The sequence below is a fragment of the Mobilicoccus caccae genome, assembly GCF_030161635.1.
GTDB lineage: Bacteria > Actinomycetota > Actinomycetes > Actinomycetales > Dermatophilaceae > Mobilicoccus > Mobilicoccus caccae.
Genome location: NZ_BSUO01000001.1, coordinates 3615082 through 3629152, shown reverse-complemented (window position 1 = coordinate 3629152; position 14071 = coordinate 3615082). Strand labels below are relative to the sequence as shown.

14 protein-coding genes are annotated in these 14071 nt (G+C 71.5%); 12 read left to right on the top strand and 2 right to left on the bottom strand.

Annotated elements, in window-relative coordinates; all coding sequences use genetic code 11:
* The first annotated feature begins 13 nt into the window (after positions 1-13).
* On the top strand, positions 14-1021 hold the full coding sequence (locus QQK49_RS17775) for a hypothetical protein (protein WP_284305131.1): 1008 nt from the start codon (positions 14-16) through the stop codon (positions 1019-1021).
* A gap of 224 nt (positions 1022-1245) precedes the next feature.
* On the opposite strand, the gene QQK49_RS17770 is transcribed toward QQK49_RS17775, so the two are convergent.
* On the bottom strand, positions 1246-2343 hold the full coding sequence (locus QQK49_RS17770) for a hypothetical protein (protein WP_284305130.1): 1098 nt from the start codon (positions 2341-2343) through the stop codon (positions 1246-1248).
* A 138-nt stretch (positions 2344-2481) separates the two neighbouring features.
* Between QQK49_RS17770 and QQK49_RS17765 the strand changes: the two genes are divergently transcribed.
* From QQK49_RS17765 to QQK49_RS17720, 10 genes are all read left to right on the top strand, one after another.
* A complete protein-coding gene (locus QQK49_RS17765; protein WP_284305129.1) occupies positions 2482-3507 on the top strand; it encodes a GNAT family N-acetyltransferase in 1026 nt (341 codons plus the stop codon).
* 39 nt (positions 3508-3546) lie between these two features.
* Entirely contained in the window at positions 3547-4746 is a 1200-nt protein-coding gene (locus tag QQK49_RS17760) for a pyridoxal phosphate-dependent aminotransferase (protein WP_284305128.1), read from the top strand.
* A 98-nt stretch (positions 4747-4844) separates the two neighbouring features.
* Positions 4845-5999, top strand: coding sequence for an NRAMP family divalent metal transporter (locus QQK49_RS17755; protein ID WP_431310548.1), 1155 nt, complete (start codon positions 4845-4847; stop codon positions 5997-5999).
* Entirely contained in the window at positions 5996-6760 is a 765-nt protein-coding gene (locus QQK49_RS17750) for a LamB/YcsF family protein (RefSeq protein ID WP_284305127.1), read from the top strand. Before QQK49_RS17755 ends, QQK49_RS17750 begins: the two co-directional genes overlap by 4 nt.
* Positions 6757-7527 (top strand): 5-oxoprolinase subunit B family protein, encoded by a 771-nt coding sequence (locus tag QQK49_RS17745; RefSeq protein ID WP_284305126.1) that lies wholly within the window; start codon positions 6757-6759, stop codon positions 7525-7527. The genes QQK49_RS17750 and QQK49_RS17745 overlap by 4 nt, the downstream gene beginning before the upstream one ends.
* Positions 7475-8293, top strand: coding sequence for a 5-oxoprolinase subunit C family protein (locus QQK49_RS17740; protein ID WP_284305125.1), 819 nt, complete (start codon positions 7475-7477; stop codon positions 8291-8293). The genes QQK49_RS17745 and QQK49_RS17740 overlap by 53 nt, the downstream gene beginning before the upstream one ends.
* Positions 8290-9072, top strand: coding sequence for a putative hydro-lyase (locus QQK49_RS17735; protein WP_284305124.1), 783 nt, complete (start codon positions 8290-8292; stop codon positions 9070-9072). The genes QQK49_RS17740 and QQK49_RS17735 overlap by 4 nt, the downstream gene beginning before the upstream one ends.
* Positions 9073-9162: 90 nt before the next feature.
* Positions 9163-9975: a plasmid pRiA4b ORF-3 family protein gene (locus tag QQK49_RS17730; protein ID WP_284305123.1), complete on the top strand. Its 813-nt coding sequence runs from the start codon at positions 9163-9165 to the stop codon at positions 9973-9975.
* 62 nt (positions 9976-10037) lie between these two features.
* Positions 10038-10487 carry a MarR family winged helix-turn-helix transcriptional regulator gene (locus tag QQK49_RS17725; protein WP_284305122.1) on the top strand — a complete coding sequence of 150 codons (450 nt, stop codon included), beginning with the start codon at positions 10038-10040 and terminating at the stop codon, positions 10485-10487.
* Positions 10484-10738 (top strand): hypothetical protein, encoded by a 255-nt coding sequence (locus QQK49_RS17720; RefSeq protein ID WP_284305121.1) that lies wholly within the window; start codon positions 10484-10486, stop codon positions 10736-10738. Before QQK49_RS17725 ends, QQK49_RS17720 begins: the two co-directional genes overlap by 4 nt.
* A gap of 21 nt (positions 10739-10759) precedes the next feature.
* Here the strand turns inward: QQK49_RS17720 and ric are convergent, their stop codons facing one another.
* Positions 10760-11491, bottom strand: a complete 732-nt coding sequence (gene ric, locus QQK49_RS17715) for an iron-sulfur cluster repair di-iron protein (protein WP_284305120.1) — start codon at positions 11489-11491, stop codon at positions 10760-10762.
* A 448-nt stretch (positions 11492-11939) separates the two neighbouring features.
* Between ric and QQK49_RS17710 the strand changes: the two genes are divergently transcribed.
* Positions 11940-13979: a hypothetical protein gene (locus tag QQK49_RS17710; protein ID WP_284305119.1), complete on the top strand. Its 2040-nt coding sequence runs from the start codon at positions 11940-11942 to the stop codon at positions 13977-13979.
* Positions 13980-14071 lie beyond the last annotated feature (92 nt).

Below are 14071 nucleotides of genomic sequence, written 5' to 3'. Positions count from 1 at the left end.
GAGTATGGGCCGCATGACTCGTCAGATTCGGGGGAATTCCCGACGGGTCGCCGCCGCGATGTTCATCGTCGCCGCGACGTCTTCCGCAGGCATGATCACCGTTCCCGCCGCCGCCGCTCCATCGGCGTCACCGGCCCTCGTGCCCCAGACGACCTCCGCGTCGCGGCAGTACGTGGCGGTGGCCAGGAGCGGTTCCACCCAACGTCTCCACCTCGTCGACCGCGTCAGCGGCAAGGTCGTGCGCACCCTCGCGAGCGCGCGGGTCGACGGCAACGGCGAGGCGTTCGCCGACGCCGACCTGGCCGCCGACGGCAGCGTGTACGCGGTCGTCCGCACCCGCAGCGGCGGACAGTACGGGTGGCAGCTGGTGCGGTACTCCGCCGGACGTTCCACGACGATCCTTCCGTACGTCACCAGCGTCGAGGCCTCGCCGAACGGGCGGCAGCTCGCGGTCACCGTCGTCTCACCCGACGGCAACCGTGACGGCAAGGGCCTGGAGGCGCTACGCATCGTGTCGCCGGCAGGCAAGGTCGTGCGCACTCTCACCTCCACCGCGTTCCCCGTCGACCGCCGGGGCAACCCGCAGTACGAGACCGGCGGGCTGCGCGTGCAGGGCTGGATGAACGCCGGCACCCTCGTCGTCCGCACCGGCTGCTGCTCCGACTCGAACGTGCACCTCGTGCGCGCCGACGTCCCCCGCTCACCACGCACCTGGCCGACGTTCGACGGCGAGGAAGACGCCATGGCACTGGGCGCCAAGGGCACGTCGGTGCTGGTCGCGAGGCCGTGGATGACCGGCGACGGCCGCGTCACCCCGTTCCGTCGCGCCGGGGTCGAGGTCGCCTGGCTGTCGGCCGAGCGTCCCCGGGGCGTGGTCGTGCAGCGCCTCGAGGGCGAGAACGTGACCACGGAGACGGCCGCCGACGCCCTCGTCAAGAAGTACGGAGCCACACCGCTGTTCGTCTCGGCCAAGAAGTTCCCCTACCGCGGTAGCGGCAAGGTCGTCGCTGCCCACGTCTGACGCGGGGACGCGCACGGTCGCGGCCGCCGCGATCGCGTTCTTCCTGATGGTGGCGGTGGGTGAGAACTCTCCGGTGAGTCGGTTCCTGCATGTTCAGGACGACTCGAAGAAGTTGGCCGGACGCCGGCGAGGGCAGGACTTCGAGGCGTGAGCGTTCACCCCTCGCACAACAGTGATGTTCCGACGTGCTCGAGCCGTCTCCGATCGGAGGGGGTTCGAGTGAGTCAGCGTCCCAGTGAGCGGAGCCAGTCCTCGTCGGCGTCGTGGGCGCGGATGCAGGACAGGGTGAGTCGGGAGTGCAGGGAGGAGCCGCGCAGGACGGCGGCGACGACCGGCACGAGGTCGCGGTCCTTGCAGAACGCGAGCAGGGGCGCGAAGTCCTCGACCTCGTCGTGGCGGACCCGGCCGACGACCACACCGTCGAGGAGGACGTCGATCTCGCGGACCGGGTCGCGACGTCGGGGTGGACGGACGGCGGCCAGGGTCACCGCTAGCCACACGTCCCGACCGGGCCGGACGTAGCGCGCGAGAACCCGCCCCGCCGCCTCGGACGCCTCCACCGCATCGGACGCCGCGGGGGCGTCGGGCGTCACGGCCTCGACGGCCGACGGCGAGCCGTGTGGCAGGACCACCCCGGCAGGCACGTCGTTCTCGGGCACCAGGCCCTCGGGCTCGGGGAGGTCGATGTCCAGGCCGTGCGGGAGGCAGACGGCCTGCGGGCTGATGTCGATGCCGCGCACGGCCAGGGCCGCGAGCCGCTCGCCGTAGTCGAGCAGAGCGTCTCCGGTGAGGTCGCCGACGTACTCCTCGTCCACGTGGACCGCCACCGCGAACGGATGATGCGGGCTGCTGAGGTCGGAGACGAGAACCGCGCGCAGATGCGGACCCCGTCGCCGAACGCGCGCCATCGCGGCGGCGTGGCGCGGCTCGTCGGAGACGGTGATCCGCCGGCTCGGCGGCGCCCACGGCGCGACCGGTCTCCCCGCCGGAGGTGGCGGCAGTCGCGGGATGAGATCTCCTGCCCGCTGCGGGGACTCGGTCGACCCGCCCGAGTCCGACCTCCCGTGCGGCTCTGGCACGTCCACGACGGCGGCCGACGAACGGGTGATCAGCGGCAGGTCCTGCACCCCCGGCGACGGTTCACGGCGGGGCGCGACGGGAGGTGGGGTGCGCCGCCCCAGTGTGAAGAGCCCCGCGGCCACGGCGAAGGCGGTCAGCGACGGAACGGTCTGGCGCACCATCAGCAACGCCCCTCCGACGACCGCGATCGCCAGCGCGAGGTGCATCATCACCGCGCCCACGTCGATCCGCCGCTCGCCCATCGAGGCTCCTCCCTCCGTCCGGACTGCTCCCTCCATCATGCTCCGAGACGGCCTCGGACGGCCTGGCGAGCGCCCCCGCGCCTGCTCACGCGGTGAGCGAGTTGGGGGAAGGGCCACCTCACTCGTATCGTCATCCCCATGAATCTCCAGTTCCAGACCCCAGGGCTGCCGCCCGGTTGGACGGCCCGTGACCCCGACGAGCGCGACATCGCCCCGCTCGCCTGGCTGCGTGCGGCCGTCACCCGGGCCGCGACCGGATCGGGCACCCCCGACGTGTCGACGGTCATGTCGGAGATCACCGACGTGGGGTCGTGGACTCGGCGCCAGGTCGCCGTCTTCGACCGGTCCGGTGCCGCCCGGGCCTGGGCCGCGGTGCACGATCGCGCCGCCGGTCGCACCCTCACCCACGTCACCATCGACCCCGCGCTGGAGGTCGACATCGCCGACCCGCTCGCCGCCTCCCTGTTCTCGTGGTGTGAGAAGGCCAGCGGCCGGTTCGCCTCGCTGCGCGGCCGGGACGGCACCCAGCTCGACACCGGCTCCTACGAGGGCGACGCCCGCCAGCGTCGCTGGCTGCAGGCCGCGGGATTCGAGCGCACCCGCCGCTGGCTGCAGATGTCCCGGCCGGTGACCTCCGCCGACGACGACACCTTCCCCGAACTGCCGAACGTCGACATCCGCCGGGTGCGACGCCGGCCGAACGGCAACCCCGTCGCCGTCGACGTCCAGGCCGTGCACTGGGTGCTGGAGGAGTCCTTCGAGGACCACTTCAACGCCTACCGCGAGAGCTTTCCCGAGTTCATCCTCCGGTTGCAGGAGGACCCCGGACACACCTGGGATCACTGGTGGCTCGCGATCGTGCACCACGAGGACGGCACCGAGATCCCCGGTGGCGCCATCGTCGCGACGATGACCCGACCCGACGACTCCGACGCCTACGGCAGCTACGTCGACTACATCGGCGTGCACCGTGACGCGCGGGGCCGTGGCATCGCCAAGGGACTGCTCAACACCGTCATCGCGGACGCGGCGAGCCGGGGCCGCAACCGGGTGGGTCTCGAGGTCGACGACTCCTCCCCGACGGGTGCCGACGGGCTCTACCGCGCGCTGGGCTGGGAGACGTCCTACGTCACCGAGTCCTGGCACCGCGACGTGACCTTCTGAAGGCTCGACTCACCGCCGTTTCGCGGCGAGGATGTGGGCATGTCTCCCGAACCCCGCCTGTCCACTCGTGGCCGCGTCGAGCCGTTCCATGTGATGGAGTTGCTCAAAGCCGCAGGTCGGCGGGCGGCCACGCACGGCGACGTCATCCCGCTGTGCGTCGGACAACCCTCGACGCCCGCGCCCGCTGCGGTGCGCGAGGCGGCGGCGCGGGCCATGGAGTCGGGCGTGCTCGGGTACAGCGACGCGCTCGGACTCCCGGCCCTGCGCGAGGCGATCGCGGCGCACTACCGCCTCGCCTACGGGGTGGCGATCACGCCCGACCAGGTGGCGGTGACGACCGGGTCCTCCGGAGCGTTCACCGCCGTGTTCCTCGCGGCGTTCGAGGCCGGTGACGTCGTCGCGATGGCCCGGCCCGGGTACCCGGCCTACCGAAACACCCTGTCGGCGCTCGGATGCCGGGTGGTCGAACTGGACTGCGGCCCGGAGACGCGGTTCCAGCCCAGCCTGGCGATGCTGGAGGAGCTCGCGCGCCGCGACGGAGCACCCGCCGGGCTCATTCTCGCCTCCCCGGCCAACCCGACGGGGAGCCTCGTCCCCGCAGCCGAACTCGCGGCCATCGCCCGCTGGTGCGAGGACAACGGCACCCTGCTGATCAGCGACGAGATCTACCACGGCATCACCTTCGGGGAGACGGCCGCGAGCGCAGCGCAGTTCTCGACGCAGGCGGCGGTCATCGGCTCGTTCAGCAAGTACCACTCGATGACGGGCTGGCGGGTCGGCTGGGCCGTGCTCCCGACGGCGTACGTGCGGCCGGTGGAACTACTGCTCGGCAATCTCGCGATCTGTGCACCGGTCATCTCCCAGGCGGCGGCGATCGCGGCGTTCTCGGCCGAGGCGACCGCCGAACTCGACTCGCACGTCGCGCGATACGCGCGCAACCGCGATCTGGTGCTCTCCCGGCTGCCCGAGCTGGGTGTCCACACCGTGGCGCCCGTCGACGGAGCCTTCTACGCTTACGCGGACATCGCCCACCTGACCACGGACTCACCCGCCTGGTGCGATGAGGTGCTCGCCGCGACGGGCGTCGCCATCACGCCGGGCATCGACTTCGCCCCGGCCCGACCCGACCGACCGTCGTCCACGGACGGCACCCGTTACGTCCGCCTCAGCTTCGCCGGAGACACCGCCGACATCGACGAGGCGTTCACCCGTCTGACGCGTCACATCGCGCAGCCCTGACCGAGGAGCCCCATGTCGTCAGCAGCAGCTCAGCCCGAGGCCGACGGCCTCGACGAGAAGGGCGCCTCCGCGCCCGACGGAGCGCCCTGCTCGGCGCCATGTTCCTCATGGCCACCGGCGCCATCGGCCCCGGGTTCATCACCCAGACCACGACGTTCACGGCCCAACTGGGCGCCGCGTTCGCGTTCGCGATCGTCGTCTCGATCCTCGTGGACATCGCCGTGCAGATGAACGTGTGGCGCGTCGTCGGCGTCTCCGGCCTGCGGGCGCACGAACTGGCCAACACCGTGCTCCCCGGGCTGGGCTGGCTGTTGACCGTCCTCATCCTCATCGGTGGGCTGGTGTTCAACATCGGCAACATCGCGGGCACGGGCCTCGGCACCGACGCGATGTTCGGCCTGGACCCGCTGTGGGGTGGCGTCATCTCGGCCGGTATCGCCATCGCGATCTTCCTGTCGAAGGCGGCGGGCGCGGCTCTCGACCGCATCGTCGTCGTGCTCGGCCTGCTGATGATCACGCTGACCACCTTCGTCGCCTTCACCACGAATCCGCCGGTGGGTGAGGCGATGCGCAACGTCGTCCTCCCGGAGCAGATCAACTGGCTGGCGATCACCACCCTCATCGGTGGCACCGTCGGCGGCTACATCACCTACGCAGGCGCCCACCGTCTGATCGACTCCGGGACCACCGGACCGGAGAACGCCGGCACCATCGCCCGCAGCTCGGTGATCGGCATCATCATCACCGGCGTCATGCGGTTCGTGCTGTTCTTCGCCATCCTCGGCGTGACCGCCGGCGGCTACCAGCTCGCGACCGCGAACCCGGCGGCCAGCGCCTTCGAGTACGCGGCGGGCGAGGTCGGTCTGCGCGTGTTCGGCGTCATCCTGTGGGCCGCGGCGATCACCTCGGTCATCGGTGCGTCGTACACGTCGGTGTCGTTCCTCACGACCAGCAAGACGACCCCGCGCACCCGCAACCTGCTCACGGTCGGGTTCATCGTCCTGTGCACCGTGCTCTACCTGACACTGCGTCAGGCGCCGGTCCAGCTCCTCGTCTTCGCCGGTGCGTTCAACGGCCTCATCCTCCCCCTGGGCTTCACGGTCATCCTCGCCGCGATCTTCGTGCGCAAGGACCTCTTCGGTGGGCAGTACCGTCACCCGGCGTGGTTGACCGCGGCGGGCATCGCCGCCTGGCTCCTGACGATCTACCTGGGCTACCAGTCGCTCGGCGGACTTGCGAAGCTGTGGGCATGATGCGCATCGATCTGAACTCCGACCTCGGTGAGGCCTTCGGCAGCTGGCAGATGGGCGACGACGAGGCGATGCTCGACATCGTCACGAGCGCGAACGTCGCCTGCGGGTTCCACGCCGGCGACCCGAGCGTGGCCCGGCGCACCTGCGCGAACGCGGCCGCGCGCGGGGTGAGCATCGGCGCGCACGTCGCCTACCGCGACCTCGCCGGTTTCGGACGCCGGTTCATGGACGTCTCTCCGGCCGAACTCACCGCCGACGTGCTCTACCAGTTGGGTGCGTTGCAGGCCATGGCCAAGGTCGCCGGCACCGAGCTCACGTACGTCAAACCCCATGGGGCGCTGTACAACACGATCGTCCACCACGAGAAGCAGGCGGCGGCCGTCGTCGAGGCGATCGTCGCGTTCGACCCCGACCTGGTGCTGCTCGGCCTGCCGGGCGCGGTCGTCCTCGACCTGGCCGAGGAGGCCGGACTCCGCACGGCGCGTGAGGCTTTCGCCGACCGCGGGTACATGCCCGACGGCACGCTCGCGCCCCGCAGCCAGGAGGGCTCGGTGCTCCACGACCCGTGGCAGGTGGCCGCGCGGATGGTGCAACTCGTGACGACGGGAACCCTCGAGGCCGTCGACGGCTCCACCCTTTCCATCGAGGCCGACTCCATCTGCACCCACGGCGACAGTCCCGGCGCCGTCGCGATGGCCGGCGCGGTCAAGGAGGCGCTGACGGCCGCCGAGGTCGAGGTCGCCGCCTTCGCGGGATCGTGATCCACCGACTCGCCGACACGGGCCTGCTCGTCGAACTCGACGACCTGGCGGCCGTGCTCCGCCTGGACGCCGCGGTCCGCGCCGCCCAGGACGAGGGGCGGGGCGGATTCCCGGAGTCCGCCGAGTTCGCCGCCTTCTCAGAGGTCATCGACGTACTGCCCGCCGCGAGGACCCTCATGCTCACCGTGCCGGCCGGGAGCGACCTCGGTCGTCTCGAGCACGCCCTGACCTCGCTCGACGTCGACGCCCTGGTCGACGACGACGACGAGGCCGACGACCGGGTGGTCGAGATCCCCGTGATCTACGACGGCCCCGATCTGGAGGAGGTCGCCTCCCTCACGGGGCTGAGTGCCGCAGAGGTCGTCGAGGCGCACACCCAGACCCCGTGGCGGTCGGCGTTCGGGGGATTCGCGCCGGGGTTCTTCTACCTCGTCGAGGGCGACCCGCGCCTGGAGGTGCCGCGTCGCAGCGAGCCCCGCACCGCCGTCCCCGACGGTGCGGTGGCGCTCGCGGGCACGTTCAGCGCCGTGTATCCGCGCACGTCACCGGGCGGATGGCAGCTCATCGGGCACACGGAGGAGGCGATGTGGGACAGCGACCGCACCGATCCCGCGCTGCTGTCTCCGGGAGTCCTGGTGCGCTTCGTCGACGCGGGGGTGCGTCGTGAGTTCGCTCGAGGTCGTCGCCACCGGACCGCGGGCCCTGGTGCAGGACATGGGGCGTCCGGGTCTGGCGCGCCTGGGCGTCGGACGCTCGGGTGCCGCTGATCGCGCCTCGCACGCCCTCGCCCAGCGCATCGTCGGCAACACCGAGGAGGCGGCCGGGATCGAGGTGACCCTCGGCGGGTTGAAGCTCCGGGCGAACGGTCCGATGCTCATCGCCGTCACGGGTGCGCCGGTGCCGATGACCGTCGCCGGCCGACAGCATTCGACGGGCGAACTCGTCCACCTGCGCGACGGCGACGAACTCGCGCTCGGCATGTGCGGATCGGGCCTGCGGGCCTACCTCGCCGTGCGGGGCGGGATCGACGTCTCGCCCGAGCTCGGCTCGCGCTCCACCGACACCCTCTCCGGGCTGGGTCCGACGCCCCTGGCGGCCGGCGACGTCCTGCCCGTCGGGGAGATGACGCAGGCGCTCCCGGCGCTCGACGCCGTGTCGTTGCCCGCGCTTCCGGCGAGCCCGGTGGAGCTGCGCATCGCCCCGGGGCCCCGCCTCGACTGGATCGAGAGCCGGGCGGCGTTGTCCGGCCAGACGTGGCAGGTGTCCTCCCGCAGTGACCGGATCGGCGTGCGCCTGGAGGGTGAGGCCGTCTCGCGGCACCCCGACATGCGGTCGCGCGAGCTGCAGTCCGAGGGAGTCGTGCGCGGGTCGATCCAGGTCCCGGCCGGTGGGGAGCCGGTGCTGTTCCTCGCGGACCACCCCGTGACCGGCGGATATCCGGTCGCGGCGGTGGTGCTCGATGCCGACGTCGACCGGGCCGCGCAGGTGCGGCCTGGGGACGCGGTCCGATTGGTGTGGGTGGAGGCGCGATGAACGACGTGAGCATGCTGCGACCGGCGCAGGCCCGGCAGAGGTTCCGCGAGGGGTTGGTGACGCCGACCTCGGGCTGGTCGGCCGGGTTCGCCCAGGCCAACCTCATCTGTCTCCCGCGCGAGCAGGCGTTCGACTTCCTGCTGTTCGCGCAGCGCAACCCCAAGCCGTGCCCGCTGCTCGACGTCCTCGACGCGGGGGAGACCCGAGGCCCGATCCTCGACGGCGACGTGCGCACCGACGTGCCGCTGTACCGCGTCTACGAGCACGGCGAGCTCACCGCAGAGGTCCCCGACGTCACGCCGTACTGGCGCGAGGACCTCGTGTCGTTCCTCATCGGCTGCTCGTTCACGTTCGAACACCCGCTGCTCGCCGCGGGGATCGAGGTGCGGCACATCACCGCCGGCGGCAATGTGCCGATGTTCCGCACCGCGCGTGACTGCCGCCCGGCCGGCGCGCTGTCCGGCCCGCTCGTGGTGTCGATGCGCCCCATCGCCGCCGACCGGGTCGCCGACGCGGTGCGGATCACGTCGCGGTACCCCGGCGTGCACGGCGCGCCGGTGCACATCGGCGACCCGGCCGCCCTGGGGATCGAGGACCTGTCCCGTCCCGACTACGGCGACCCCGTGGAGATCCGCGCAGGTGAGCTGCCGGTGTTCTGGGCGTGCGGCGTCACTCCCCAGGCGATGCTCCTGCAGAGCCGGCCGCCGTTCGCCATCACCCACGCGCCGGGCCACATGCTCATCACCGACGCGCCCGACTCCGAGTTCCAGGTGCCGTGATGAGGGGCGACGCGACGTGCTGCGGCCTGTCCCCGTGGCATAGGCAGAGATCATGACCGACCGGGACGCCAAGGTGATCGCCTTTCCCACGTGGCGTCGGCAGGCCGGAGGCGCCCCGGGCGTGGAGCCGTCGGGCACGGACGGCGACGCCGACGAGGGGGCGACGGGGCGTCGGAGTACGGGCGTGGTCGCGTCACCGAGCACTCCGCGGCGCCGGGCGTCGAGGACTGGCCCGCGGCCTGGCGACCCGTGCCGCGCCGCGACGACGTCGACGGTCTGGACCGGCCGGTCTGGCACGAAGGGGCCTCGACCCGGGGCGAGTCGGTCATCCGGGTGCGGGCCGACATCCTCGGGATCAAACCGCCGCTGTGGCGACGTCTGGAGCTGCGGGGCAGCCTGACCCTGGACAAGGTGCACCCGGTGTTCGCCGCCGCGTTCGGGTGGGCGCCCGAGGCGGAGTACCGCTTCTGCGACGTGGTCCGCGTCGACGGGGCCACGCGCCTCGGGTGCCTGTTCGTCAACGAGTGGACCCGTGGACGGGGGCATCTCGGTCCGCAGGAGTGGACGGTGCGCCTCGACCAGGTCCTGAGCGGCCCCCGCTCCCGCCTGCGCTACACCTACGGGCGACCCGGCTTCGGCGTCACGGTGGTCGCCGAGGACGTCATGCCCGCACCTCCCGCGGAGGTCGGTGAGGTCCCGGCGGCGCGTCTGCTGACGGGCCGCCGAGCAGGTCCGCCGCAGGACTTCGCGAGCGCGGCCATGTACGACATGGCGACGCAGGGACGATTCCCGGCGTCGTTGGCCGACCTCCTCCACATCTCCTCCCTGCCGGAGGACTACGACCCCGAGGCGATCGACCTCGCCCTGCTCGACGCGCGCGTGCGGGCGGCGGCGGAGTCCTGAGCGGCTGCGCGGAGGGGAGAGGGGTAGCCCTACCGCAGCGTTAGACAAATATACTTGTTCATGTGACTTGTGTATCTGACCCGCCGCAGCCCACACTGCCCGCCCTCATCGCTTTGGCCTTCGACCAACTCGTCGGCGCGCTCCTGCGCCACGTGCACGAGTCCGGCCACGGTGACATCACCCTGAGCCACTTCCTCAACGTGCTGCGATTCGTCTCCCGCGAGGGAGTCCGACCGGCGCGCATCGCCGAGCAGGCGGGCATCTCCCAACAGGGCATCAGCCTCCTGATAGCAGACCTGGTCGAACGGGGATACCTCGAGCGGACTCCCGACCCCATCGACCGGCGTGCCCAGATCGTGCGCTGGTCAGCCAAGGGGGAGGTCGTCGCGAGGGACGTCGAGCAGTGGTTCGGTGAATGCGAACGCGCGTGGCGAGCCGCCGCCGGCGAGTCTGCCGTCGAAGGGGCCATCACCACGATGGATCTGGTCGCGCGAGGAGGGCTGCCGGCATGAAGAAGGCCGTCCTCATTGCGGGGATCATGCTGAGCTTCTGCCTCATCCTCCTGGGGGGACTCTGGAGCGCCCAAGGACTCGGGCTGATCGTGATCGAGCCCATCGCCTGCGTCGGCGAATGCGCACCCCTGCAGGGTCCGAGCACGACGTGGACGGCGGTCGGTGCCCTCACCCTTGCGGCAGGGGCATTCGGTGCGGCGATTCTGTGGCGGCGCCTGCGGAGCGATGGGGCGAACCACGCGGCGCACTGACGCAGCCGGGACGGCTCGGCCTCAGCGTGAGCTGAGGCGGTCCTCCTCGTCCTGCATCACTCGGGGGAACAGCACGTTGTTCTCCTTGTGGATGTGCAGGTGGAGGTCCTTCTCCATCTCCTCCAGGCCGGAGTACAGCGCCGTGTAGGAGCCGCACCCGTCCTCGGGCGTGACGAACCCGGCCGACACCTGGCGCAGCTTGGCGAGGATCTCACCGGCCTCGTCGTGCTCGGCGAGCATCATCCGGATGGGGTTGGCCAGGCGCCCGAAGGGGAAGTCGACCGGCCCTTCGGTGGCGTAGAAGGTCTCGATCGCCGGAAAGAGGATGCGCTCCTCCTTGGTCAGGTGCGGCTCGAGCTCGGCGACGAGCGACGTCGTGAGCTGCTCGACGTCGGCGAGTTCGGGGTGACGACCGCCGTGGACGCGCGCGACCTTCTCGGCCAGGGCCAGGACCCGCGGCATCTCCTCCCACAGGTAGGCGTGGTGGGACTCGACGATGTGCCGGGCCAGGTCGGCGGGGGCCATGGCGGCCCAGTCGGGGGTCTCGGACTCGCCGGCGACGTCGAGTTCGGAGATCAGGGCGTCGAGGTCGAGGTCACCCGCGCTCGCGACCTCGCCCAGCGTGCGACGCCCGCCGCAGCAGTAGTCGACGCCGAACCGGTCGAGCACGCGCGTGCGGCGGGGGTCGTCGGTGACGAGATCACCGACGAGGGTCTCGGGAGTGATGGTGGTGGTTCCGGCGGTCGTGGTCATGGGAGGGCTCCTCTCGCTGGGGTAAAATATACCGGAGGATGCCGTGTAAATAAACCCTCGCCTCGGACGAGGATGAGACGCTGATGGATTGTGATGCACATCACTCTGCGATGCGTGGCGGAAATCGCTTGTGGCGCACCACACCACGGGCGTTCCTGCCCTGACGGTGCGCTGGGCTCCTGAGCGCTCGGCCGCTCGTGACACGACGCCCGTCACGCCGAAACCGCCGCCTATAGTCGGCGGTTTCGGCGGGGCCGGGGAGCGCATGCGCCTTGAGCATGCATCTGCACCCCCATTGTCGGACATCGGACATCGGACATCGGGCGGGGGCGTTGCGGAAGGGTCAGGAGTCGGTCTGCAGAAGGTCAAGGATGCATCGAGGCCCTGGGTTGCGTCGTTCGACGCGACTAGCGTGGCGAGGTACGGCGATGACGTGAGGGGTGGCACCGTGCAGACCTTCATCGCCTATGCCGGCGCCGCGCCCGTGGCCACCGGTGCCACTCGCGTCGAGACGCACTATCGCGACCTCCACGAGACCCCGCCCGCAAGGCGCGAACTGACCGCCGCCTCGTGCGGAGTCCTGCTCTGGGAGTCGGCGACCCCCGACACGCTCTGGCCGACGTGGGCGCAGCGCCCACCCCGGTGCGTGGCGTCCGGATACACGCCGATCGGTGTCGAGGCGGTGACGACGGCCGGCCCCGACGACGCGCCATTCGCCCTCGTGGACGCCCTCGCCGCCTCCCCCGAGCGCATCCTCGAGATCACCCCGCCGTTCGTCTGCGCCGCCGGCGACGTCGACGCGGACTCCCTCGACCTGTTCACCGACGCCCTCGGGGTCGGCCGGCTGTTCGAGGTACGCACGCCGTGGGGATGGGTGTGGAGCAACCGCCCGATCGCGGCGCTGCTGTTCGCGGGGGCGCCGGTGGTGCCCGACCCGACCGGGTGGGCCCAGTCGGCAGTCGCCGACGAGTTCTGGGGCGACACGACGCCGCTGCAGGGGGTGCGGGTCGTCGGCGCCGGGACGCGGGTGCGCTGGGAGGGCCGGCGAGGCCGGCTCACGGTGAGCTCGATCGACCTCATGACCAGCCTGCTCGTGCCCGACCCTGATCACGCTCTCGACAGCCTCATCGAGGAGGCGGCGGCCGACCTCACGGCCCGCACGGCGTCCATCGCGCGCTGGCATCCGGGGACTCCCGTCGTCGATCTCAGCGGCGGGCGGGACTCGCGCCTGGTCGCGGCGGCATTCCTCGCCGGCGACACGCCGGTGCAGTTGCACTCCCACGACGGTGTTCCGGGAGACTTGTCGGTGGCCCAGGACCTCATCGCTCGGCTGGGGCGGGAGGTGTCGCACCGGATCACGCACATGCCCACCGGCACGTCGGCTCCGCGGCCGCCGTTCGCCGCGCTGGACTCGGCGCGGGCATGGCACCGGTACGCCGAGGGGCAGCGGCCCTGTAGCTACCTGCACTACACGGCTCCGACGAGTCTGGATCGCACCGACCCGGTGGTCGTCGGTGGTGTGGGTGGTGAAGTGGCGCACGGGTTCTACTACGCCGCCTCCGACGACCTGGCGCCGACGTCGTTCGAGCGCGAATGGCGGGAGGCGATGTCCGATCCTCTACGGGCGCACCGGTTCACGCACGATCTCGCGCGACGGGTGGTGCGGCGGCACTGCCCGGTGCCGGGCGTCGCGGAGGAGGCGCGGGAGGCGCTAGAGGCCGACCTCGCCGGCAGGATGCGGGCTATCCGTGAGGCGGGTGTGCCCGGGCTGACCCTGCTCGATCACTTCTACGTCTCGGAGCGGATGCGGCGCTGGGGGTCCACCGGCGAGCGGCTCGGCGTGTGCTCACCGCTGCTCACCCCGAGCTTCCAGCGGGCGGCCCTCGCCCTACGCCCACACCAGCGGCGGGCGAACACGTTGCACCGCCTGCTCACCGAACGTCTGGTGCCGCAGTGGAGCGGCGTGCCCTACTTCCCCGGCGAGATGCCGAAGGAGGCGGCGGCCCCACGCCCTGCGGCGCCACGGGTGATCCGCCTCGCGGACTGCACCGACGCCGCCGAGGTCGAGGCGGTGCTCGCCTCTCCCGATGACCGGGGCTACCCCTTCGACCCCGACGTGATCGCGGAGTACTGGCATGCGTCCGGGCGCGGGGAGTCCACGGCGGCGCAGGAGCGGATCCTGCGCAGCGCGGTGTGGCGTGCGGCGTTCGAGGACGTCACCGCCGACGTCGACGGACGCCCGAGGCGCGAACGGTCGGGGAGACTGCCGGAACCGCAGGTCGAGGTCAGCGTCCCGGACGCTCCCGCGACGTCGGAGCCAGCGGCCTCACCGGCCACCCGCCCCGAGACTCCCGCGACCCCCACGCTCACAGCGGTCCTCCTGCAGACCCAGGCGGTCAAGCGGATCGCGCGGAGCCCGATGTGGACGACGATCCGCGACACTCCACCAGGAAGACGGGTCCGCAGGTACATCGCGCACCGGCGCTGACTCGCCCGCGCCCACCCACCCACCTCGGACAGCAGGGAATGTCTGAAACAGTCGCGCAGGCTCTACGGTTTCGCCCTCGCTTACTGTTTCAG